The organism is Viridibacillus sp. FSL H8-0110 (assembly GCF_038003565.1).
In the GTDB taxonomy this organism is placed as follows: Bacteria; Bacillota; Bacilli; order Bacillales_A; family Planococcaceae; genus Viridibacillus; species Viridibacillus arenosi.
Genome location: NZ_JBBOPJ010000001.1, coordinates 967,087 through 991,710 on the forward strand (window position 1 = coordinate 967,087; position 24,624 = coordinate 991,710).

23 protein-coding genes are annotated in these 24,624 nt (G+C 36.9%); 19 read left to right on the forward strand and 4 right to left on the reverse strand.

Going from position 1 to position 24,624, the window contains the following annotated elements:
- Positions 1-79 precede the first annotated feature (79 nt).
- The 7 genes from MHH98_RS04825 (at position 80) to MHH98_RS04855 (ending at position 6,350) form a co-directional block, all read left to right on the forward strand.
- The gene (locus MHH98_RS04825; protein ID WP_038187843.1) at positions 80-280 is read left to right on the forward strand and encodes an alpha/beta-type small acid-soluble spore protein; all 201 of its coding nucleotides are present in this window, start codon (positions 80-82) and stop codon (positions 278-280) included.
- Between the two features lie 175 nt (positions 281-455).
- A complete protein-coding gene (gene mbcS, locus MHH98_RS04830) occupies positions 456-2,033 on the forward strand; it encodes an acyl-CoA synthetase MbcS (protein WP_038187842.1) in 1,578 nt (525 codons plus the stop codon).
- Positions 2,034-2,175: 142 nt separating this feature from the next.
- Positions 2,176-3,072 (forward strand): EamA family transporter RarD, encoded by an 897-nt coding sequence (rarD, locus tag MHH98_RS04835; protein WP_038187840.1) that lies wholly within the window; start codon positions 2,176-2,178, stop codon positions 3,070-3,072.
- Positions 3,073-3,146: 74 nt separating this feature from the next.
- Positions 3,147-4,169 carry a signal peptide peptidase SppA gene (sppA, locus tag MHH98_RS04840; protein WP_038187834.1) on the forward strand — a complete coding sequence of 341 codons (1,023 nt, stop codon included), beginning with the start codon at positions 3,147-3,149 and terminating at the stop codon, positions 4,167-4,169.
- 13 nt (positions 4,170-4,182) lie between these two features.
- Positions 4,183-4,809, forward strand: coding sequence for an RDD family protein (locus tag MHH98_RS04845; RefSeq protein WP_340712261.1), 627 nt, complete (start codon positions 4,183-4,185; stop codon positions 4,807-4,809).
- Positions 4,810-4,833: 24 nt separating this feature from the next.
- A complete protein-coding gene (tpx, locus tag MHH98_RS04850; protein ID WP_038187829.1) occupies positions 4,834-5,340 on the forward strand; it encodes a thiol peroxidase in 507 nt (168 codons plus the stop codon).
- A gap of 74 nt (positions 5,341-5,414) precedes the next feature.
- Entirely contained in the window at positions 5,415-6,350 is a 936-nt protein-coding gene (locus MHH98_RS04855) for a class I SAM-dependent methyltransferase (RefSeq protein ID WP_038187824.1), read from the forward strand.
- Positions 6,351-6,402: 52 nt separating this feature from the next.
- On the opposite strand, the gene MHH98_RS04860 is transcribed toward MHH98_RS04855, so the two are convergent.
- Positions 6,403-6,858, reverse strand: coding sequence for a universal stress protein (locus MHH98_RS04860; RefSeq protein WP_038187813.1), 456 nt, complete (start codon positions 6,856-6,858; stop codon positions 6,403-6,405).
- Between the two features lie 295 nt (positions 6,859-7,153).
- Between MHH98_RS04860 and ald the strand changes: the two genes are divergently transcribed.
- The gene (gene ald, locus MHH98_RS04865; protein WP_340712262.1) at positions 7,154-8,269 is read left to right on the forward strand and encodes an alanine dehydrogenase; all 1,116 of its coding nucleotides are present in this window, start codon (positions 7,154-7,156) and stop codon (positions 8,267-8,269) included.
- Between the two features lie 85 nt (positions 8,270-8,354).
- Here the strand turns inward: ald and MHH98_RS04870 are convergent, their stop codons facing one another.
- Positions 8,355-9,443, reverse strand: coding sequence for a M24 family metallopeptidase (locus tag MHH98_RS04870; protein WP_038187794.1), 1,089 nt, complete (start codon positions 9,441-9,443; stop codon positions 8,355-8,357).
- 143 nt (positions 9,444-9,586) lie between these two features.
- Here MHH98_RS04870 and MHH98_RS04875 point away from each other — a divergent pair, with 143 nt between their 5' ends.
- Together MHH98_RS04875 and MHH98_RS04880 are read left to right on the forward strand one after the other, a co-directional pair.
- On the forward strand, positions 9,587-10,267 hold the full coding sequence (locus MHH98_RS04875) for a metal-dependent hydrolase (protein WP_038187791.1): 681 nt from the start codon (positions 9,587-9,589) through the stop codon (positions 10,265-10,267).
- A 104-nt stretch (positions 10,268-10,371) separates the two neighbouring features.
- Entirely contained in the window at positions 10,372-11,682 is a 1,311-nt protein-coding gene (locus MHH98_RS04880; RefSeq protein WP_038187790.1) for a DRTGG domain-containing protein, read from the forward strand.
- A 43-nt stretch (positions 11,683-11,725) separates the two neighbouring features.
- Here MHH98_RS04880 and MHH98_RS04885 read toward each other — a convergent pair whose 3' ends face one another.
- Complete coding sequence (locus MHH98_RS04885; protein ID WP_038187789.1) at positions 11,726-12,043, reverse strand: YtpI family protein; 318 nt, start codon at positions 12,041-12,043, stop codon at positions 11,726-11,728.
- A 204-nt stretch (positions 12,044-12,247) separates the two neighbouring features.
- Between MHH98_RS04885 and MHH98_RS04890 the strand changes: the two genes are divergently transcribed.
- The 8 genes from MHH98_RS04890 (at position 12,248) to MHH98_RS04925 (ending at position 22,248) form a co-directional block, all read left to right on the forward strand.
- Positions 12,248-13,189: a DHH family phosphoesterase gene (locus MHH98_RS04890; protein ID WP_038187788.1), complete on the forward strand. Its 942-nt coding sequence runs from the start codon at positions 12,248-12,250 to the stop codon at positions 13,187-13,189.
- Positions 13,190-13,211: 22 nt separating this feature from the next.
- Positions 13,212-16,304 carry a DNA polymerase III subunit alpha gene (gene dnaE, locus MHH98_RS04895; RefSeq protein ID WP_143691226.1) on the forward strand — a complete coding sequence of 1,031 codons (3,093 nt, stop codon included), beginning with the start codon at positions 13,212-13,214 and terminating at the stop codon, positions 16,302-16,304.
- 137 nt (positions 16,305-16,441) lie between these two features.
- A complete protein-coding gene (locus tag MHH98_RS04900; protein WP_038187787.1) occupies positions 16,442-17,095 on the forward strand; it encodes a FadR/GntR family transcriptional regulator in 654 nt (217 codons plus the stop codon).
- Entirely contained in the window at positions 17,092-17,955 is an 864-nt protein-coding gene (gene accD / locus MHH98_RS04905; RefSeq protein ID WP_038187786.1) for an acetyl-CoA carboxylase, carboxyltransferase subunit beta, read from the forward strand. Before MHH98_RS04900 ends, accD begins: the two co-directional genes overlap by 4 nt.
- A gap of 2 nt (positions 17,956-17,957) precedes the next feature.
- Positions 17,958-18,911, forward strand: a complete 954-nt coding sequence (gene accA / locus MHH98_RS04910) for an acetyl-CoA carboxylase carboxyl transferase subunit alpha (protein ID WP_038187785.1) — start codon at positions 17,958-17,960, stop codon at positions 18,909-18,911.
- A gap of 144 nt (positions 18,912-19,055) precedes the next feature.
- The gene (gene pfkA / locus MHH98_RS04915; RefSeq protein WP_038187784.1) at positions 19,056-20,012 is read left to right on the forward strand and encodes a 6-phosphofructokinase; all 957 of its coding nucleotides are present in this window, start codon (positions 19,056-19,058) and stop codon (positions 20,010-20,012) included.
- Positions 20,013-20,034: 22 nt separating this feature from the next.
- Entirely contained in the window at positions 20,035-21,795 is a 1,761-nt protein-coding gene (gene pyk, locus MHH98_RS04920; RefSeq protein ID WP_038187774.1) for a pyruvate kinase, read from the forward strand.
- Positions 21,796-21,858: 63 nt separating this feature from the next.
- Positions 21,859-22,248 carry an FxsA family protein gene (locus MHH98_RS04925; protein WP_038187771.1) on the forward strand — a complete coding sequence of 130 codons (390 nt, stop codon included), beginning with the start codon at positions 21,859-21,861 and terminating at the stop codon, positions 22,246-22,248.
- On the opposite strand, the gene MHH98_RS04930 is transcribed toward MHH98_RS04925, so the two are convergent.
- The gene (locus MHH98_RS04930) at positions 22,229-23,203 is read right to left on the reverse strand and encodes an AI-2E family transporter (RefSeq protein ID WP_051448783.1); all 975 of its coding nucleotides are present in this window, start codon (positions 23,201-23,203) and stop codon (positions 22,229-22,231) included. The two genes, MHH98_RS04925 and MHH98_RS04930, sit on opposite strands and share 20 nt — an antisense overlap.
- A 249-nt stretch (positions 23,204-23,452) precedes the next feature.
- Here MHH98_RS04930 and citZ point away from each other — a divergent pair, with 249 nt between their 5' ends.
- Positions 23,453-24,568 (forward strand): citrate synthase, encoded by a 1,116-nt coding sequence (citZ, locus tag MHH98_RS04935; protein ID WP_038187768.1) that lies wholly within the window; start codon positions 23,453-23,455, stop codon positions 24,566-24,568.
- Positions 24,569-24,624: the final 56 nt, after the last annotated feature.

A 24,624-nucleotide genomic window follows, 5' to 3' on the forward strand; every position in this document is an offset into this window, starting at 1 on the left:
AGAAGAAAGAATTTCCTGTAATTTGCCCGTATGAAATCCCTCCTTCAGCGCATTCTATATTCACAAGGAGGTGATACACATGGCAAATTCAAATTCAAATCCACTTGAAGTAGCAGGTGCTAAACAAGCGATCGACCAAATGAAATACGAAATCGCACAAGAATTCGGAGTGCAACTTGGTCCAGACGCATCATCGCGTGCTAACGGTTCCGTTGGCGGAGAAATCACTAAGCGATTAGTGCAAATGGCAGAGCAACAATTAAAAGGTTACAACAAATAATCAAATGATTATGTAACCAAAGGAGAAGCCGGTGGCAGATTTGTCATCGGCTTCTTTTTATGTTATTTTTGTTACCTAGTACTAAGACTTGATGGTGTATGTGAGTTGTGCAAATTTTGAATTTTCTGTATAATATAAATGTTCTTAATATGAGCATCTTAAGGGGGAGTTTTTCATGAAACGCGAAGATTTACTTGCGCCAGAAGACTATAATTTAGTTGTGGAATTTGAAAAGTATATACATGATGAGGCAAGGAAAGCCATTGTTTATGAAAACGAAAACGGTAATACAGATGAAATCACTTATGCTGGTTTAATAAAAAAGGCAAATAAAGTGGCGAATGTATTTACTAACCATGGCTTAAAAAAAGGTGATGTAATCCTTATTATGGTGCCTCGTTTAATCGAAGCATATGTTACTTATGTAGCTGCACTAAAAGCAGGATTAGTTGTCATTCCTAGTTCTGAAATGTTACGTGCTAAGGATATCGATTATCGCCTTGTACATAGTGAAGCCAAAGCCATTGTTTCTTATGAGCCATATATTGAACAATTTGATGAAGTAAAACATTTAGAAGGCTTAAAACTTTTTGTTATTGGTCAAGCACATAAACCATGGATTGAACTTATTCAAGAAGCAGAAACAACATCTGAACAATTTGAAATGGCACCGACAAAAAATACAGATATGGCGTTTTTATCATATACAAGTGGTACTACAGGGAATCCTAAAGGTGTTGTCCATACGCACGGTTGGGCTTACGCACATTTAAAAACAGCGGCAGCTCATTGGCTTGGTATTGAAGATGGTGATCTAGTATGGGCAACTGCAAGTCCTGGTTGGCAAAAATGGATTTGGAGCCCGTTTCTATCGGTATTAGGAAGTGGAGCTACTGGTTTTGTTTATAATGGCAAATTTGAAGCAACAAAATACCTGCAACTATTAGAAAAAAATAAAGTAAATGCATTATGCTGTACACCAACGGAATATCGTATTATGGCGAAAGTGGACGGTTTAGGAGAATATAATCTAACTGCATTACACAGTGCCGTTTCTGCAGGAGAACCGTTAAATCGCGAGGTAATCGATGTGTTTGCCAGACTTTTTGACTTAGAAGTGAGAGATGGCTATGGGCAAACAGAAAATACATTATTAGTCGGTACGATGAAGGGAATGGAAGCAAGATCAGGTTCAATGGGGAAACCAACACCAGGCAATATCGTTGATGTTGTTGATGAATATGGTAAACCATGCGAGGCTGGCGAAGTTGGCGATATCGCTGTTCATGTATCAACGCCTGCCCTTTTTAAAGAGTATTTAAAAGATCCGGAAAGAACTAGCATGCAATTCCGTGGTGATTATTACATTACAGGAGATCAAGCTAAAAAGGATGAAGATGGATATTTCTGGTTTGAAGGGCGTTCTGACGATATTATTATTAGTTCAGGATATACAATTGGACCATTTGAAGTAGAGGATGCTTTAGTTAAACACCCTGCAGTACAAGAGTGCGCGGTGATTGCAAGTCCAGATGAGATTCGCGGTAATATCGTAAAAGCATTTGTCGTTTTAAAAAATAAAGAAGATAAAGGTTCAACTACTCTTATTCAAGAGTTACAAGACCATGTGAAACAGCTAACAGCTCCTTATAAATATCCGAGAGCGATTGAGTTTATAGATGAATTACCTAAGACAACTTCGGGTAAAATCCGTCGTGTTGAATTAAGAAATCTAGAATTAAATAAAGCATAATGGTTGCGAATTAGAAGGTCTATAGTCACTGCAATATCGCAGAGGGATAGGCCTTCTTTTTTATGTTACGTTTACTTTCGCACACTAAAGTCATATAATTATAGCGGTAATCTATAAACTTAATATAGAAAGAGGTGTTACTATGCAAGAAGAAAAGAAAGGTATACTTTCTGCCTTAGGAGCTTATATAATATGGGGGATCTTTCCACTTTATTGGAAAGGGTTACAACATGTTGCAAGCGAAGAGGTTTTAGCAGGACGAGTAATTTGGTCATTTATTTTAACGTTATTATTTGTGGTCATCATGAAGCAAGGAAAAACGTTATTATTGGATTTTAAACAGTTATGGCAACAACCAAAATCATTTTGGTTACTCGTTACTGCAGCTTATTTAATTTCACTAAATTGGTTTTTATACATATGGGCTGTTAATAATAATCATATCGTCGAGTCAAGCTTAGGTTACTATATGAATCCATTAGTATCTGTCTTATTAGGGATATTCTTTTTAAAAGAAAAACTATCTAAAGCACAAGTATTGTCTTTCATAATTGCCGCAATTGGCGTTTTAATATTAGTTATTTCATATGGTCAGATTCCTTGGCTGTCATTCGGTTTAGCATTGACATTTGGTGTGTATGGTTTACTGAAAAAGAAAGTGTTAGTTGATGCCACAAGGGGATTAGTTTTAGAGACATTCTTTATATTACCTGTCGCCGTGGCATATTATGTTTATGTTTATTTCCACGGAAATATTTCATTTTTACATACTGATTTGAAAACGGATGTACTTATTATTGGAACGGGTATTGTAACTGCGGTGCCATTAATATTATTTGCTACTGGAGCGCAGAAGATTCCATTATATTTAGTTGGATTTATCCAATATGTATCACCAACTATAATGTTATTTTTAGGTGTAATTGTTTATGGGGAATCATTTAGTGGAATAGATTTATTATCATTTTCATTCATTTGGGTAGCATTAATATTATTTTCAATTACTAAAATTATAGAAGTAAGAAAATCTAAAAATTAGTAATTTGAAAAAAATCGAAACATTTAGAAGTTTGGTTCGTAAGTTAATAGAAGGCAAAAGGAGGAAAAGAGAAGATGAATACAAAAAGATGGATCGCTTTAGGAGCAGCTGCATTATTATTCGTTACTTCGATTGGTGTAAATACTGTATTAAAAGTTGCTACGACGGATTTTACATCAAAATTCGATAACGTGCTTAATATGTCTAATGGTACTACATACAGTGAAATGCCAATCGAATCAGGTGACTTAAATAAAAGAATTGCTGTTTTATCCGTAAACGGTACAATTCAAGACAACGGAGGTTCTGGTTCTTTACTAGGCGGAGCTGCAAGCTATAATCATCAGTTCTTTATGAATCAATTAGAGTCGATTATAGATGATAAATCTGTTAAAGGTGTAGTATTAAAAGTAAACTCACCAGGTGGTACTGTTATTGAATCGAAACAGATTTATGACAAGATAAAAGAACTTCAACAGAATCGTGAAATTCCATTGTATGTATCTATGGGATCAATGGCTGCTTCAGGTGGTTATTATATTTCAGCACCAGCTGATAAAATCTTTTTAGATGAAGAGACGATGACTGGATCAATTGGTGTAATCATGCAAGGCTTGAATTACGGTAAATTAGCAGAAAAATATGGAATTGAATTTCAAACAATCAAAACAGGTAAGTACAAAGATATAATGAGCTCTACACGTGAAATGACGTCTGATGAGCGCGATATGTTACAGGAAATGATTAATGATTCTTATGAACGTTTTGTTGATGTTATTGAAGATGGCCGTGGCATGAGTGAAAAAGATGTTAAGAAAGTTGCTGATGGTCGAGTATTAAATGGTACACAGGCTATTAAAGCTGGCTTAGCTGATGAATTTGGTTATGCAGAAGATACGATTGAAGCGATGAAAAAGGATCATAAACTAGAAGGTGCTGAAGTTTTTGAATATGCTACTTCAGAAGATTGGACTTCACTATTCTCTGTGAAAATGAACAATCTATTTGGCGCCTCTGCTGAAACACAAGCAATTAGTAAAATTCTTTCTAACTACAATTCTGCACCACGTATGATGTATATGTACGGTGATGAGTAAGGGGCGATGAAAATTGACGGAATTTGTTGAGGTACACACGATTAGTCAAGAGCCGGTACAGGTTAGAAAAATAGAACAATATGAGTTAAAACCAGCAGGCTTCTGGGTGAGGTTTTGGGCTTATTTATTAGATTTAGCTATCATTAGTGCAATTTCTGGCTTAACAGTGAATCCGATTGTGACTATACTTGGAATCGATACTGATAATGCGCCATGGTATGCACCTGTAGCAATTGTTTCTAGTGTTATTTTCTATTTATATTTTGTTATTATGACGAAATTTTGGAATCAAACAGTAGGGAAAATGGTCTTTGGACTGAAAGTGGTCCATGTAAAGGAAGAAAAGTTAAAGTGGGGTACGGTTATTTTCCGAGAATGGATTGGGCGATTCTTTTCTGCTACTTTACCAGTCATCTACTGGATGGTAGCTTTTACACCAAATAAAAAAGGATTACATGATTATATTGCAGATACAATTGTAGTTCATGAAAATACTTATGAAAAACATGATAAGATGGTACGAGTGGAACATAAAAAAACTACTGTTGCTGAATCAAAAGAAGAGGAAAATCTATCAATTAATAAAGAAGCAGTCGATTCTGAGGTTTCTCAGTTGCAAGAGCCTAAAAGCTTCGAGTAAGATTAAATACAAGGAGGCGTTGAAATGGTACAAGTAACATTTAAAAATAACCCTGTAACATTAGTAGGTAACGAAGTAAAAGCAGGTGATCAAGCACCTGCTTTTACAGTGGTAGCTCCAGATCTTTCTGAAAAAACATTACAAGATTATGAAGGTAAAATTCGTTTAATAAGCGTAGTACCTTCAATTGACACAGGTGTTTGTGATGCACAAACACGTCGTTTCAATGAAGCTGCTTCTGAGTTAGGCGAAGACGTAGCCATTTTAACAATTTCATGTGACTTACCATTCGCTCAAAAACGCTGGTGCGGTGCGAACGGAATCGAAAATGTTTATACACTATCGGATCACCGTAATATGTCATTCGGTGATGCTTATGGTGTACATATGAAAGAACTTCGTTTATTAGCGCGTTCTGTTTTCGTTGTAGACCAAGATGGAAAAGTTGTTTATGCAGAGTATGTATCAGAAGGTACAAACCACCCAGATTATGAAGGTGCATTAGCAGCTGTTAAAGAACTAGTGAAATAAGGATTCTAATAATTAAAACAACATGAAACCCACTCTGTCTTTTATGAGTGGGTTTCACGTTTGAAGGAGTATATATGGAAACAATTGAAAAACTCTTTTCTTTTATTAATGACAATGCTCAGAAGATAGAGAAAGAACAAGAATTAACCTATTTAGATAGTGTTTTAGAAGTATTGAATGCATGGTTAGATGGCGATAATGTACCGGCTGGAAAAGTGGCTTCAAAAGAAGATATTCGTAAGGCGATTCAACTGGCTATTTTAAAAGGGATGCGTGAAAACGCACAACCTAATCACCAAATGACTCCAGATGCATTGGGGTTATTAGTTGGTTATTTCGTGGAACAATTTATGGATAGTGAAGAGAATGATGGTGCTAAAATCAAACTTCTTGATCCAGCAGTTGGTACGGGGAATTTGCTATTAACCGTGATGAATTTATTACAAGACCGTGCAGATGGAGTTGGAGTAGATATTGACGAGCTACTAATTCAATTAGCGGCCGCGGCAGCTGATTTAACAGAGCAGCCAGTTTCACTTTTCCGTCAAGACGCATTGCAAAATTTAATGATAGATCCGGTTGATGCAGTAGTCTGTGATTTACCAGTAGGGTATTATCCAAATGAAGAAGTAGCAAAAGAATTTGAATTGAAGTCTACTGAAGGTATGACATATGCGCATCACTTATTTATCGAGCAGTCGTTAAAATATTCGAAGGATGGCGGATATTTATTCTTCTTAGTACCAGAGAATATTTTTGAATCAGAACAAGCACAAGGTTTGTATAAATATTTACAAAAAACAGTGTGGATTCAAGCAGTAATTCAATTACCGAGTTCACTTTTTTCAAATAAAGCACATTCGAAGAGTTTATTTATCTTACAAAAGAAAAGTACTGATGGAAAGCCTGTGAAAGAAGTACTACTTGCTAAAGTGCCTAGTATGACGAATAAGCAAGCGTTAGAAATGTTCTTTACAAAAGTACAAATTTGGAAAAAAGAGCAGAAATAATACGTAAAAAAGAGACCCTAATTATTATTAGGAGCCTCTTTTTATTTAATAACTATTCAGCGTCAGGTTCTGGTGTACGTACTACAAGTACATCACATTTAGCAGAGCGAACGATGTTTTCAGAAACACTACCGATTAGGAAGCGTTCAACAGCATTTAAACCTGTTGCACCACAAATGATTAAATCTACTTCGTATTTTTTAGAGATTTCTTTTGTAATAATTGTTTTTGGGGAACCGTATTCGATTAAAACTTTAACATTTTCTACACCAGCTGTTTCAGCATCTTTTTTATAGCCAGCAAGCAATTCTTGAGCAAAAGTTTGAGCGCGTTCAGCAATTGAACGGTCATATGCTTCAACAGCAGCAAAAGAACGAGTGTCGATTACGTTTACTAAATTTAACGTTGCGTTGTTACGTTTAGCAATTCCAACAGCTTTTTTGAACGCCCATTTTGCTTCTGCAGAACCGTCTACAGCCACGATGATATTGTTATAAGATAATGTCATATGTAATTCCTCCTTTATATTTAATATTATTATACCACCCAATAGAAACAAATAAACACCATAATATTGAAGTTATTGTGAAGGCTTTCCAAAAAAAGTGTGAACAATTGGGTATGAATATTGAATTTTGCAAAAGACTTATATTGATAGAATTATTAAAAAATATAATTTTCTAAATTAATACACAAATGAGTGTTAAAATCTGTTAGAATGAACTTGTTTTTAAGTAGAGTTACTTGTTCATTTTATTAATACAACAAGAGTTAATATCTTTTCACAATTAGGAGGATGGATTATGAAGATTGGTATTCCAAAAGAGATTAAAAACAATGAAAACCGTGTTGCTATGACACCTGCTGGGGTGGTCAACTTAACAGTTTTCGGACATGAAGTATTCATCGAAAAGGGAGCCGGTCTAGGATCTGGTTTTGGAGATGAAGATTATTTAGCTGCTGGGGCACATATTGTAGGGACAGCTGAAGAAGCTTGGTCTCAAGAAATGGTGATGAAGGTAAAGGAACCAGTTGCATCTGAATATGGTTATTTCCATGAAGGACTTATTCTGTTTACTTATTTACACTTAGCACCAGAGCCAGAATTAACACAAGCATTGCTTGATAAAAAAGTTGTAGGGATTGCTTACGAAACAGTGCAACTTCCAAATAGATCATTGCCTTTATTAACACCGATGAGTGAAGTTGCAGGACGCATGGCAACTCAAATTGGTGCTCAGTATCTTGAGAAAATGGAAGGCGGTAAAGGTATTCTTCTTGGTGGTGTACCAGGAGTAACACGTGGTAAAGTCACTATTATTGGTGGAGGAATGGCTGGTGCAAACGCAGCGCAAATTGCAATTGGTATGGGTGCTGACGTAACAATAATCGACCTAAGCCCAGAACGTTTACGCGTATTAGATGACCAATTTGGTCGTGATGTTCAAACTCTTATTTCAAATCCATTCAATATTGCTGAGTCTGTAAAAAATTCAGATTTAGTAATTGGAGCAGTGCTTATTCCAGGTGCAAAAGCGCCTAAGCTTGTAACAGAAGAAATGATCAAGTCAATGTCACCTGGTTCTGTAGTAGTTGATATTGCAATTGACCAAGGTGGTATTTTAGAAACTTCTGATCGTATTACTACCCATGATAATCCTACTTATGTGAAACATGGAGTAGTGCATTATGCAGTAGCAAATATGCCAGGAGCTGTGCCACGTACTTCAACAATGGCTCTTACAAACAATACTGTTCCTTACGCTTTGCAAATTGCAAACAAAGGCTATCAACAAGCTTGCTTAGACAATGAAGCATTGAAAAAAGGATTAAATACGCTAGATGGTCATGTCACTTTTGCAGCTGTTGCAGAAGCATTAAACCATCCTTATGTAGATGCAAATACATTATTAAGATAATGAAAGCAAGAGTCACTTAGTAATTTTACTAAGTGGCTTTTATATGAAAAAGGACTACTCAATAGATGAGTAGTCCTTTTTGTTACTAAAGAATGATTAGTTCTTTTGGATATTTCGTTAGAACTTCCACGCCATCTTTTGTTACATATACGTCGTCTTCGATACGAACACCAGTAACATCCCCTTTGTAAATACCAGGTTCGATTGTAAATACCATTCCTTCTTGAAGAGCCATTTCGTTTGCACCGTGAACAGATGGGAATTCATGTACAGAAATGCCCAAACCGTGACCTAGACGGTGTGTGAAATATTCGCCGTAGCCAGCATCAGTAATCACGTCACGAGAAATCTTATCTAAATCCATCGCACGAACGCCAGGTTTAACAGCTTCAATAGCAGATTCGTTGGCGTTGCGAACAGCTTCATAAATTTCTTTTTGAGCGGATGTTGGCTCACCAAATGACACTGTACGTGTAATATCAGAGCAATAGCCATTATAGACAACACCTAGATCAAATAAGATGAAATCGCCTTTTTCAATTTTACGTTCACCAGGATTACCATGTGGAGAAGCAGTTTTCTTACCACTTAAAACCATTGTGTCGAATGACATATACACGCCTTTTTTCTTCATAGCTAGTTCAATGGCAGATAATATTTCAAGTTCAGTTTTACCTTCAGCAATTTCACTACAACCTACTTCAATAGCATAATCTGCAAGAGCAGCTGCTTGTCGTAAGTTTTCAAGCTCTTCTTCTGATTTCACTAAACGCATGTTGTTTAGTTGGTCATCAAAACCAACAAATTTTGTGGCAGGGAAAAAGTCATTAAGAGCTTCTAAACGTTCAACAGTTAAATGTGATTTTTCGATTGCAATATTTTGTAATGAAAGTCCACGTGCTTCTGCTGCTTGATGTAATAGTGCCCATGCATTATCAGTGTCTTCATGACCAACTACTTCATGAGACCAGCCTGCAGCTTTAGCATCAGGTACTTCCATTTTAGGGCAAATTAAAAATGGTTCAGCATCTTGGAAAATCATTACTCCAAGTAGTCTTTCGTGTGGATTACTTTTAAATCCAGATACATAAAACACATTATCAGGTGTTGTTACAAATGCAGCGTCAATACTTTGTTCTTTTAAATAGTTTGAAATAGTTTGTATTTTACCCATTATTAATCCCCCTTGGATTGATTTAATAGACCATGGCTAAACGAGCGCCTAAGGTACTATATTATTAGAATACCAAAAAAGAAGGAGAAAACGTATTGATAACGAATATTTTTTGTAAGTCGAAATATTAGGAGGATTTAATTATGAAAGTTTCATATCACGGGCATTCAATTGTGAAGATTCAGGTGAATGGTTATACGATTTTAATCGATCCTTTTATTAAAGGTAACAAATTAACAGATTTAAAAGTGGAAGACCAAAAGCCGGATGTGATTTTACTGACGCATGGACATAATGACCATGTCGGGGATACGGTGGAGATTGCAAAAGCAGTTGATGCTTTAGTAGTCGCACCTGATGAACTAGCGAGTTATTTGTCCTGGCAAGGCGTTAGAACGCATCCACTACATATAGGGGGCTCTCATGTATTTGATTTTGGAAAAGTTAAATTGACACAAGCATTCCACGGCTCTTCCTATACGACAGAGAATCGTGAAATTATTTATACAGGTATGCCATCTGGTATTTTATTTTTTGCAGAGGGTAAGACAGTTTATCATGCAGGAGATACAGCGTTATTTAGCGATATGAAATTAATAGGGGAGCGCCATCCAATTGACCTAGCATTTTTGCCAATTGGAGATAATTTTACAATGGGACCTGAAGATGCAGCATATGCGGTCTCATTTTTGAAACCGAAAGTTGTCGTTCCCGTGCATTATAATACATTCCCGGTTATCGAACAGGATCCAAATAACTTTGCTGAAATGGTGTCGATAACTGAAGTGAAAGTATTGAATCCAGGAGAAGAACTGGAGATTTGATTAAAAAACCTGAAAGAATATGTCTTTATTGGTTTTTCAACTAATGAATATGACCAGAATGTGGTACACTTAAGCAACAATGATGTTGGAAAATAGGTGATTTTATGGCTACAAAACATGAGAAGATTCTTCAATATATAGAATCACTTCCTGTAGGGGATAAAATTTCTGTGCGACAAATCGCAAAGGATATTTCCGTGAGTGAAGGAACTGCTTATCGTGCAATTAAAGAAGCAGAAACGAGAAGACTCGTTAGCACGATTGAGCGTGTTGGAACGATTCGAATAGAGAAGAAGAAAAAAGAGAATATTGAAAGACTTACTTTTGCTGAAATCGTTAATATAGTGGATGGACAAGTTCTAGGCGGTAAAGATGGTTTGCATAAAACACTGACGAAATTTGTCATCGGTGCGATGAAGCTTGAGGATATGATGCGTTATACCGATGCAGGTAGTCTTTTAATTGTTGGGAACCGTGGTCGTACGCATGAAAACGCCCTAAAAGAAGGTGCGGCTGTTTTGATAACAGGCGGCTTTGATACGGCGGAAGAAACAAAAAGACTTGCTGACGAGTTAGAATTACCAATTATTTCGACTAGTTACGATACGTTTACTGTAGCAACAATGATTAACCGTGCTATTTATGACCAATTGATTAAGAAAGAGATTTTATTAATTGAAGATATTTTCGTCTCAATGAAAGATACTGCTTTCTTAAAATCGACGGATACGGTTCGCGAGTATCATTTATTAAATGCTTCAACGACTCATGGAGGATTTCCGGTAGTGGATAAGCATCATAAAATTGTTGGTATCGTGACCTCACGTGATGTAATTGGTAAACAAGATGATGACCCTATTGATCGACTAATGACACGTAATCCTATTACAGTGTCGATGAAAACTAGTGTTGCAACGGCAGGGCATCGAATGATCTGGGAAGGCATTGATTTACTACCGGTAGTCAATGATCAAGGATTGTTACAAGGTGTGATTAGCCGTCAGGATGTTTTAAAGGCGTTACAAATGGCGCAAAGGCAGCCTCAACATGGTGAAACAATAGATGACCTAGTAAAAAATGAAATCAAGATGGCGCGAGACACTGAGGAAACTACAGTAGAGTTTACCGTAACACCTCAAATGACAAACCAATTTGGTGCCATTTCGTACGGTGCATTTACTACTTTACTAGTAGAAGCAGGTTCTAGTGCACTTAAAAAATTTAAGCGCGGTGAAAGTGTCGTAGAGAATATGACAATTTATCATATGAAACCGGTTCAAATGGAGACATCATTAGTCGTAAAACCACGCATTTTGGATATGAGTCGTAAATTTGTAAAAATGGATTTCGAAGTTTATAGTGAAGCTATCTTAGTTGGTAAAGCGATGATGACCTTCCAATTATTAGAGCGCTAAACGTATTGAATTCGACAAAAAAAGTGATGCACAGTACTGTGCATCACTTTTTATTCAAACGGTATTCTTCTTCAACAAATTGTCCATAGTGGCGAACTCGTTTATTATAATTAAACGCAGTAAATAGGCCGAAAATAACTAAAACTGCACATACAATATACGTTAAAGTAGTGTGGTAAATAATAATTTGGTTGATACCAAAAATAACTAATAAGCCACCTAAAGCTACACCCGCACGACTCGAATACCATTTTTTGCGAATAGGTAAATCAGAACGGAATTGTTTTGTTTTAAGGTAAAAATAAAAAACAACTGTAATAGCAATTAAAATTGCTAGAACAACATTCAAAATATTAGACATGGTGTTCCTCCTATAAAAGCAAAGCTGACTCTAGTTTAACGATAAATACAGGAAAAAGCGAGTAGAAAAACAAAGGAAACTTGTTATATAGAGAGACTATGAGAGATTAAATTTTTCAGTATATATCCTTTGATAAAATCTATTAAGCAAACCTTTGTATAGCTGGGATTTAGAGGGTTCACAATCATTTAAAGGAGAATCAAAATGAAACGACAAATTATTGACACAATTAAACAATATGACACAATTATTATTCATCGTCACGTTAGACCAGATCCAGACGCGTACGGCTCACAAATGGGTCTGCAAGCTATTTTACAAGCGACTTATCCGGAAAAAACAGTATATACAACGGGTGAACATGAAGAATCACTTTCATTTCTTGGAGAGCCTCAGGTTGTTGCTGATAAAGAGTTTGAAAATGCTCTTGTCATTGTTACTGACACAGCTAATACTGAGCGTGTCGATGATCAACGTTACAAACAAGGGAAGTTTTTAATTAAAATAGACCATCATCCAAATGATGATGCATATGGAGATATGCTGTGGGTCAACACAAATGCAAGCTCTTGCAGTGAGATGATCTATGATCTATTCACAGAGGGTAGAAAAGTAGCGGATTGGAAAATGGATAGTAAAGCAGCTCGATTCTTATTTGCGGGAATCGTTGGTGATACTGGTCGTTTTATCTATCCGAGTACAACAGAAACGACATTTAATACTGTTGGGGAACTAATCAAATATAATTTTGATCGTACAGAATTATTTGATGGTATGTATGAATTGAGCCGAGAATTGCTGCATATGCAAGGTTATATGTTCCAAAATTTTGTGATGGATGATAATGGTGCAGCTTATATTAAATTAACAATTGAAGTTTTAGAGCAATTTGGCGTGACTGCTTCCGATACTTCTCTTTTAGTAGGATCATTAGGTAATGTTAAAGGGATTAAGGCTTGGGTGATTTTTGTTGAAGAGGCAGATCAAATTCGTGTTCGCTTACGTTCAAAAGGACCAATTATTAATACTCTTGCAAAACAATATAATGGTGGAGGCCATCCAATGGCATCTGGCGCTACTATTTATAAATGGGAAGAATCAGAAGAGGTTATCTCGAAATTAAAAGAACTTTGTGCAAAATACTAACTATCGAAAGGAAGAGATGAAGTTGCAAAATGTATATCCACAAATTGTGACGGCTGCGGATATGTTAAAAAGTACGATTCGCATTGAGGAGCTCATTTCTTTCTTACAGCAAGAACATGCGAAGGCAGCAGCAATCGTCAATTCTAAATTGTACGGCTTGTTGCCTTTTTGGCGTGCATTAAAAAAAGCCGAGATTCATCCAGTTATTGGTTTAACCGTTCGTGTGCAATTTAGAGAACATCAAGTACGATCTGTCGTTTTGTATGCGGCTACTCAGCAAGGTTATCAACATTTGCTGAAAGTAACTTCCGCTATGTCTATTCGGGAAGGAGAAGTATTACCATTACGCTGGCTTGAGGGGTATCAAGAGGGTTGCATACTGATGGTACCTATGACTTCACCAGACTGGATAGCTGAAGGTTCGTTTGAAGATGTACAAGCACTACAAGGTATTTTTGGTAAAGGTAGATTATATGTTGGGATCGACAGACCTGGTGGTTTGAAGTCTGATATAGAACAGGATATTATTAGCTATTGCCACGAACAAGAATTACCTATTTGTGCGACTCATCTATGTACATTTATGCGTGAGGAACATGCTTTTTCTTTTGAAGTAGCTAAAGCTATTGAACAAGGGATGAAGATGAACATTAGCGATCAATTAACTGCACGCGAGCGCCAACAGTTTGTACCTTTTAACAGGCAATGGCAGGATTGGTTTGCAGATTATCCTGAGTGGCTTTTGTCGGCTGAGGAAATGTTACTTAGTTGTCAGGTTGATCTAGCATTCGACAAATTTTTGATGCCTAAGTTTCCAACGCCAAATAATGAGACAGCTTTTTCATTACTTGAAGCGAATAGCTTGAGAGGACTACAAGAACGGGTACCAAATGCCAGTGCAGATTATATAGAGAGACTGCATTATGAATTAGGAATCATTCAAGAAATGGGCTATGCAGATTACTTTTTAATCGTTTCAGACTATATTCAATACGCGAAAAGTAAGCAAATTTTAACGGGACCAGGTCGTGGTTCGTCAGCGAGTTCACTTGTTGCCTATACTTTACGTATTACAGATGTTGATCCACTACAGTATGGTTTATTATTCGAACGTTTCTTAAATCCAGAGCGAATTACCATGCCAGATATTGACGTTGATTTCGCAGATCATCGTCGGCAAGAAGTGATTCAATATGTTGCTGATAAATATGGGAAAACATATACATCACAAATCATTACATTCGGTACGTTATCTGCTAAAGCAGTTGCAAGAGATGTTGCACGCGTATTTGGCTTCACCAGTGAAGAGTTGTCAAAAATTTCCTCACTTATTCCTAATAAGGTAGGTATTACCTTGAGAGAAGCTTTAGCGGAATCTATATCATTACGTGATTGGATTGCAGCTTCAGATATACGTCAAAAATGGATTGAAGTTGCTTTAAATCTAGAGGGATTGCCACGAAATGCGTCGACGCATGCCGCGGGTGTTGTACTTTCTCCAGAGCCTTTAGTAAATATTGTTCCTATTGAGCCAGGTAACGATGGGCTCTATATAACGCAGTGGCCGATGCAAGAAGTAGAATCCATCGGCTTATTAAAAATGGATTTCCTAGGTTTACGTAATTTGACCATTTTAGAGCGTATTCGTTCAATGATTTACTACGATACACGGAAGTTTCTTGACTTTGAAAAAATTCCATTACATGACCCCTCGACCTTCAAGTTGTTGCAACAAGGCGATACAACAGGTGTTTTCCAATTAGAGTCAGATGGTATGCGCCAAGCATTACGTGACATAACGCCAACTGCTTTTCAAGATATCGTGGCAATCATTGCGCTGTATCGTCCAGGTCCAATGGATTTTATTCCTGTTTATAGTAAAAGGAAGCACGGTGGCGAAGCTGTAATCATGCCACATCCAGTACTTGAACCTATTTTAAGAGAGACGTATGGTGTCATTGTGTATCAGGAACAAATCATGCAAATTGCTTCAGTGATGGCAGGATTTACGATGGGAGAAGCAGATATTTTACGTCGAGCAGTTAGTAAAAAGAAGAAGGAAATATTAGATGCTGAACAACAACATTTCGTGAAAAACTCTGTAGCAAAAGGGTTTACTGAGCAAGTAGCTGTGGAAGTTTACGATTTAATTGTTCGTTTTGCAAATTACGGTTTCCCAAAAAGTCATGCAGTTGCATATAGTGTCATTACTTATCATATGGCGTATCTAAAAGCGAATTTTCCTACGTATTTTTACGCTGCACTTTTGACAAGTACTATAGGAAATCAAGATCGTCTTATGCGCTTATTGCAAGAGGTAAAACAAAAAGGAATAACTGTATTGCCACCATCTGTTCATCATAGCGGCCGTACATTTCGAGTGGAAAATGGTGCTATTCGTTTTGCGCTTTCTGCAATAAAAGGTGTCCCACAATCATTTTTAACAAAACTTTTAAGCCTACGTAAAAACGGTCATTCCAACTGGGCTGATTTATTTGATTTTGCGCTTGATATGACAGGTGTTCATTTCACTAGAAAAGCATTGGAACCATTAATAAAAGCCGGAGCGCTGGATGACTTTGGTAGAAATCGTGGACAACTGTTAGCTTCTATTGAAGCGGTGGTCAAACATGCGAATTTATATCGACCAAATGATGAAGAGAGTCTATTAAGCGATGGCGATTTTTTATTCGGTAAACCCAAATATGCAGACGCAAGCTTGATGCCAGAAAAGTTATTGTTGCAATATGAAAAAGAGGTGCTTGGATTTTATATGTCAGAGCATCCAATTTTGAAATTAAAGAAAGAGTTGCAAATAGATTCAATGTCTGCTGCAAATATTTTAGAAATACAAGGTCGAAAATATGTGAAAATGCTCGGAATCGTTTCTGGGATTAAGCAAATTCGCACGAAAAAAGGCGAACAAATGGCGTTTATCGACCTAGAAGATGAATCTGGTATGCTTTCAATAACGATCTTTCCTCGTGAATATATCCATATTCAAGAATGGTTACAAGAGGAGCAAATCGTTTTGGCAGAAGGTTTTGTTGAGCCACGCAACGGTAAGGCGCAGATGATTGTAAAAAAATTAATAACGGAACTAACTGAAAAATAGATTAAACGACTAAAACTGTGTGATTTTCGCACAGTTTTTTTATTTTTACTTTACTCTTCGAAAGATTTTATGTATGCTATTATCAAAAGTGGTCAGACCACTTTTTTTACAACTTATATTGTCCAAGGAGAAATTCGATGAGTGCAGAAAAACCAACTTCTAAAATGTTTTTACAAATTGTCAGTGAACTACGAGCTTTAATACGTGATGAAAATATTCCGGCAGGTGGTAAAATTCCATCAGAGCGTGTACTAGCTGAGCGTTTGAATGTTGGAAGGTCATCTGTAAGAGAAGCACTACGCAGTTTAGAGCTACTTGGACTCATTGAAACGCGTAGAGGCGAAGGAACATTCTTAACCGATTTTCGAAATCATAAACTAGTAGAAGTATTGTCTACCTTCATTTTGCAAGAAGGAACAGATCTAGAAAATGTGAACGAAACACGAAAAATTCTTGAACGTGATGCAATTCGTATCGTGTCTTCAAATGAAACATTACGAAAGTTACCAGTATGGGAAAGTTTGTGGCGTAATCTTGAAACTGAAGGTGTAATTGCGCGCGAAGATGTTATGAGGGAAATCGTTATCGCATCAGAAAATCGCCTTGTACTGAAAATGTGGATTCTGTTAAAGCAATATGGAAAAGAGATGTATAGTGGACTTTCTACCGAGCATGAACAGCCTATGTTACAAACCTTTATAAGTGAATTAATGATAGGAAATACTGCTGAAGCAATAAGCTGGTTTGAAAAATGGACCGAATTGCTACATAAGGGGAGAGATATTTTATGAGTATAAAAGATTTATTTAAAACCAATAAAATTAAAAATAAAGCACGTATTTCTATAAAACGTGAAGAAAATGATGTGCCAGAAGGAATCATGACAAAATGTCCTGACTGTCGTCATGTAGAGTTAACAAAAGATTTAGTGAAAGGGTTAAAAGTTTGTTCAAAGTGCGACCATCACTACAAAATGACAGCATATGAGCGTGTTGATATTTTCTTCGATGAAGGCACATTTAAATCATTGGATGATCACTTACATTCTATTAATCCATTAGAGTTTCCTAGCTATATAGAAAAGATTCAATCAGATATAAAGAAAACAGGATTAAATGAAGCAGTATTAACGGGTGTTGGTGAGTTAGATGGCGAACAGATCGTAGTAGCGATTATGGATTCGCATTTCCGTATGGGTTCAATGGGTTCTGTAGTTGGTGAGAAGATCACCCGTGCAATTGAAAAGGCCACTGAATTAAGTGCACCATTTATCATTTTCACAGCGAGCGGTGGCGCTCGTATGCAAGAAGGCGTGTTATCTCTTATGCAAATGGCGAAAACGAGTGTTGCCTTACAACGTCATAGTGCGGAAGGCAATTTATTTATTTCAATCATGACACACCCAACAACTGGTGGAGTTTCTGCAAGTTTTGCATCTCTTGGAGATATCAATTTAGCTGAGCCAAAAGCGTTGATTGGCTTTGCGGGACGTCGTGTTATTGAACAGACAGTTCGCGAAAAGTTACCAGAGGATTTCCAAACTGCAGAATTTCTATTGGCACACGGTCAGTTAGATGCGGTGGTAAATCGTAAAGATATGCGCAAAACAGTTTCAACAATCGTTAAGCTTCACGTAAAGGAGGCGCAATAATAATGGTGAAATACTTACCGTTCGAAGCACCACTTATGCAGCTTCGTGAAAAAATTAATGAATTAAAAGAATTCACTGCTAATGCAGATGTTGATATGTCGAAAGAAATTAGTCAGCTTGAGGACCGTTTTAGTAAATTAGCTAAAGAAATTTATGATAATATCCAACCTTGGGACCGAGTGCAAATTGCTAGACATCCTGAACGCCCAACTACAAAAGATTATATAAATGCTATTTTTGATGATTTTATCGAGTTTCATGGTGATCGAAACTTTGGTGATGATGAGGCGATTATCGGAGGTATTGCCTCTTTTGAAGGCCGACCAATTACAATTATTGGCCATCAAAGAGGGAAGGATACAAAAGAGAATATTCGACGTAACTTCGGTATGCCACATCCGGAAGGCTATAGAAAGGCACTACGCCTAATGAAGCAAGCTGAGAAATTTTCAAGACCAATTATATGTATGATTGATACAAAAGGTGCGTATCCTGGTAAAGCCGCAGAACAACGTGGACAAAGTGAAGCTATAGCACGCAATCTATTCGAAATGGCGGGGCTAAAAGTTCCAGTCATCAGTATAGTTATAGGTGAAGGTGGTAGTGGTGGTGCACTTGCTCTTTGTGTAGCTAACCAAATCCACATGTTGGAAAATGCAACTTTGTCTGTTATTTCACCAGAAGGAGCTGCTTCAATTTTGTGGAAGGATGCGACTTTAGCACAAAAAGCTGCAGAAGCTATGCGTATTACTGCACCGAACTTAAAGGAAATGGCAATTATAGATGAAATTATCCCTGAAGTGTTAGGTGGGGCGCATAATGATGTAGCACAACAAGCTCTCAATATGAAGACAGTTCTAAGGGATTCATTAGAACAGATGAAAAATTTAACAGCTGATGAATTGATACAAAATCGTTATAATAAATTCAGAACTATTGGGGTTTACGCTGAATAGTAACAATTAAATTTTGGGGTGGGCTGAATCTGTATCGATATATTCGATACACGAAACAGCCTATTTCTTTCGACGCAATACTGACACAGAATACTATTTCGTGTTAATGTCTTAATAGTGACGCTTGTAGGAGGAATGAATCATATGAAAAAAATTGGTGTTTTAACAAGTGGTGGAGATGCACCAGGCATGAATGCAGCTGTCCGCGCAGTTGTCAGGAAAGCTTTATATCATGATTTAGAAGTTGCAGGTATTTACTATGGCTATCAAGGGCTGATAGAAGGACAAATTGAAAGTTTAGATCGCGGTTCTGTAGGGGATATTATTCAACGTGGAGGTACGAAATTACATTCTGCACGTTGTCTAGAATTCAAAACAGAAGAAGGACAACTTAAAGCAATTGAACAGTTGAAAAAGCATGGTATCGAAGGGTTAGTTGTTATCGGCGGGGACGGTTCTTATCGAGGGGCTTTGGAGTTAACGAAGCGTGGTTTCCCTTGTGTAGGCGTGCCGGGAACAATTGATAATGATATTCCAGGAACAGATTATACAATAGGTTTTGATACAGCTTTGAATACTGTAATTGATTGTATTGATAAAATTCGTGATACAGCAACATCTCATGAACGAACATTTATCATTGAAGTAATGGGTCGTGATGCAGGTGATTTAGCTTTATGGGCTGGTCTAGCTGGTGGTGCTGAAACGATTTTGATTCCTGAAGTACAACATGATTTAGACGAACTTGTCACTCGTTTAGAACAAGGTTATGACAGAGGGAAAAAGCACAGTATTATTATTGTTGCTGAAGGTGTTATGTCTGCGAGTGATTTGGCAAAAAAACTTTCGGAAAAAAATATTGAAACAAGAGTTTCAGTTTTAGGTCATATCCAACGTGGCGGATCGCCGACAGCACGCGACCGTGTACTAGCAAGTACTTTTGCTGCGAGAGCAGTAGAATTATTAATTGAGCACCGTGGCGGTCTTGCAGTTGGCATGAGAAACCATGTGGTGGTAGACTATGACTTAGCAGAGGCATTTAAGAAAGAACGTAATACAGACTTGTCAATGTACACTTTATCAAAAGAATTATCGATTTAATTAAATTGGAGTGGTCGAGAAAATGAGAAAAACAAAAATTGTATGTACTATTGGTCCCGCTAGTGAATCGCAAGAAATTTTAGTGCAATTAATCGAAGCAGGTATGAACGTAGCTCGTTTGAATTTTTCGCATGGTAGTCATGAAGAACACGCAGCAAGAATCGAGAGCATTCGTGAAGCAGCGAAAAAGACTGGACAAGTTGTGGCTATTTTGCTTGATACAAAAGGTCCTGAAATTCGTACGCATTCAATGGAAAATGACGCTGTAGAATTAGTAACAGGTCAAACAATTGATATTTCAATGACAGAAGTACTTGGCAATAAAGAAATTTTCTCTATTACGTACGAAAAACTTATCGATGATGTTGAAGAAGGTTCAATCATTTTATTAGATGATGGCCTAATTGAATTACGTGTTACTGGTAAAGATACTGAGGCTGGAATAATTCATACTGTAGTTGAAAATGCAGGCCAACTAAAAAATAAAAAAGGCGTGAATGTACCGGGCGTTTCAGTACAATTACCAGGTATTACAGAAAAGGATGCACAAGATATTCTATTTGGTATCGAACAAGGTGTAGACTTTATCGCTGCTTCATTTGTGCGTCGTTCATCAGATGTATTGGAAATCCGTGAATTGTTAGAAAATAACAATGGTGGACATATCCAAATTATTCCGAAAATCGAGAATCAAGAAGGTGTCGATAATATCGATGAAATCATTCAAGTTTCCGACGGTTTAATGGTTGCTCGTGGTGACCTTGGAGTTGAAATTCCAGCAGAAGAAGTACCTATTGTTCAAAAAAATCTAATCCAAAAATGTAACACAGTAGGAAAGCCGGTTATTACAGCAACACAAATGCTGGATTCAATGCAGCGTAATCCTCGCCCTACTCGAGCTGAAGCAAGTGACGTAGCGAATGCTATTTTAGATGGTACAGATGCAATCATGCTTTCTGGTGAAACAGCAGCTGGACTTTATCCGGTAGAATCTGTAAAAACGATGTATAAAATTGCTAATCGAATAGAGGATTCATTGGATCACCGTGCGATCGTTAGTAAACGTAGCCGTGAGAAAGGTGCTAGCATGACTGAGGCAATTAGCCAAGCAGTTGCATACACTTCACTCAATTTACAAGTTTCAGCTATTTTAGCACCAACTGAGAGTGGCCATACAGCACGTATGATTGCCAAATATCGTCCAGGTGTACCGATTATTTCAGTTACATCATCAGAACAAACATGTCGTAAACTAGCGCTTGTATGGGGTGTATTCCCTATCGTTGGACCAAAAGTAAGTTCTACGGATGAAATTTTAGAGCTAACTGTCCAAGAAAGTTTGAACAAAGGATACGTTCACCACGGTGATCTAGTTGTAATTACAGCTGGTGTACCAGTAGGTGAAGCGGGTACTACAAACTTGATGAAAGTGCATGTAATTGGCGATATGCTTACTAAAGGTCAAGGCATTGGTAAATCTGCTGCTATTGGTAAAGCCTTAGTTGTCAGAAATGCTGAGCAAGCACTAGCGCAAGATACTGAAGGTAAAATTATTGTAACGATTGGTTCTGATCGTGATATGATGCCAGCGATCTCTAAATGCGCAGGGTTAATTACTGAAGAAGGTGGACTAACAAGTCATGCTGCAGTTGTTGGCTTAAGTCTAGGTATTCCTGTTATTGTGGGTGTGAAAGACGCTACAACAATGATTAGCGATGGACAAGAGTTATCAATCGATGCAGTATCTGGAGTTATCTACTACGGACGTTCAAGCATTTTGTAATAAATAAACAAACAACCTCAGCGCATTTGAGCTGAGGTTGTTTTTTAAAAAGAGGTGAATAAATTGCGTAAAATTCTACTATTTCTTTTACTGATTCCTATAATTGAAATCGCGGTTGTATTAATATCCGGAAAACTAATTGGTGCCATGTATACACTAGTCTTAATTATTGTCACTGGTATATTAGGAATCTATTTAGCTAAAACGCAAGGAGTTAAAGCTTTTAAGGATATTCAACAAGCGATACAAAATGGACAACCACCAGGTAATGCCATGATTAATGGCTTACTTATATTTATTGGGGGAATGTTCTTAGTCTTACCAGGCTTTGTATCTGATATTATTGGTCTTCTTTTAGTCTTTCGCCCCACAAGAAATCTCTTTAAACCACTTCTTTATTATTGGCTACGTAAAAAGATGAAAAACGGCCAAGTTATTTTGATACAAAAATAGGATGGTTTCTTAATTTAACAGCTAGTAATAATAAGAATGGACTAATTAAAATACCTGCAATGCCAAAAAGCAATAAACTAATGGCACTTATCATAAAAGCGTGAACGGATCGGATATGTAAAGTTGACGCCCACATATACGATTCAGCGAATTGTCTTGAAAGCTGAATTACCGCATAGAGAATCAATAGATATATGCAAAGTAATTGATTACCAGTTATAAAAAAATATATGCTCATTGGAATAAGGAAGATACCAATTCCTAAAAAGGGGAGACTATCTGCCACAGAGATGAGTAATGCTTTTCCAACAGGAAATGAAAAACCAAGTATCATTAAACCAACGGATAAAAGAGCAAATGTCATGAGTAACAAACGTAATTCTACTGACAGGAAATAGCCGAACAATTGAGAAGCTTCTTCATAAACTCGTTGAATAGGCTTTCTAAATCGAGCAGGTAAATAGATAAAGAACCATAGTCTATTCCTGCTTGTTTCATATAAAGCAAAATATAAGGCTACTAGATAAAAAGTAAAATTAATTAGATTATGGAAGGTGGATTGCACAATATTTACGAGCGATTCCATAGCCATATCTACTAGGGAAACAAATTTCTCTTGCAGATTCAGAAGTAGCATTGATTGCATATTAGAGAAAAACTCAACTTGGGTAATTATGCGTTTAATCTCTGGTAAAGTTTCGATTAAAACAGAAGTTAAAAAAAGTATAGTTGCGATAAAAGTGGATAAAATAATAACTTCAGTAGTTAATGCTGCAAGCCATTTAGGCAGTTTTAATATTGTGATCAAATACTTTAGTAATGGATATGCGAAATAAGCAGTTAAAATCGCAAGAGCTACAGGTAAAACTAACCAACACAACACTAATAGTAGAGCAATTAGTACGAATAATTGGATTCGGTACATGGTAGATTTTTTGATTTTTTCTTGTAACAAAACATCATCCTTTAAAAAATGTGATTTTTTCATCCTAGTTAATGTTAATTTTTTTCTACAAAATGCGATATTTCTGTCTAAATTTTGTTTTTTAAACGAAATACGGCCTTTTCATTCACAAAGCCGTCAAAATTTATTATAATAGCAATGTAAGCGATTTACTTATAGGTTCATATCGAAAAAACGTAGGTTGCATTTATGTAATTTTGTGAATGCTATCTAATACATTTGGAGAAGGAGCGATATATTATGACAGCAACACGCGGATTAGAAGGTGTCGTAGCAGCAGAGACTAAAATCAGTTCTATAATTGATGATACTCTTACATATGTTGGCTACAATATTGATGACTTAGCAGACAATGCATCTTTTGAAGAGGTAGTTTACTTACTATGGCACACACGTCTTCCTAAAGCAGACGAATTAGCTGAATTGAAACAACAATTAGCTGACAATATGGAAGTGCCACAAGCGGTATTAGATCACTTTAAAACTTATGACATCAAATCTGTTCACCCAATGGCTGCATTACGCACAGCAGTTTCTTTACTAGCTTTATATGATGAAGATGCTGAGGATATGTCTGACGAAGCAAACTATCGTAAAGCAATCAAGTTGCAAGCTAGAATTTCTACTGTTGTAACTGCGTTCTCTCGTATTCGCGCAGGTTTAGAACCAGTAGCACCTAAAAAAGAGCTAAGCTACGCTGCAAACTTCCTTTATATGTTATCTGGTAAAGAACCAGAAGCTATCGCTGTTGAAGCATTCAACAAAGCATTAGTATTACATGCTGACCACGAATTAAACGCATCTACATTTACTGCTCGTGTATGTGTAGCAACATTATCTGATGTATATTCAGGTGTTACAGCTGCAATTGGCGCACTTAAAGGTCCTTTACATGGTGGCGCTAACGAACAAGTAATGAAAATGCTTTCTGAAATTGGTTCAGTTGATAAAGTTGAAGATTATATCAACGATAAATTAGCTAACAAAGTTAAAATCATGGGCTTCGGACACCGCGTATACCGCAAAGGTGACCCACGTGCTCCACACTTAAAAGTTATGTCTGAAAAGTTAACTAAATTAACTGGACAGCCTGAATATTATGAAATGTCAGTGAAAATCCACGAAATGGTGACTGGACAAAAAAATCTACCACCAAACGTAGATTTCTATTCAGCATCTGTATACCATTCATTAGGTATCGATCACGATTTATTCACTCCAATCTTCGCAGTTTCACGCGTATCTGGATGGGTAGCTCATATCTTCGAACAATATGCTAACAATCGTTTAATTCGTCCACGTGCAGAGTATGTTGGACCAGGAATGCAAAAATATGTACCTGTAAACGAAAGATAATTGGTATAATAAAAAAGTCAAGGGCGGTGCTAGGTTTTGGCACCTGCCCTTTGATT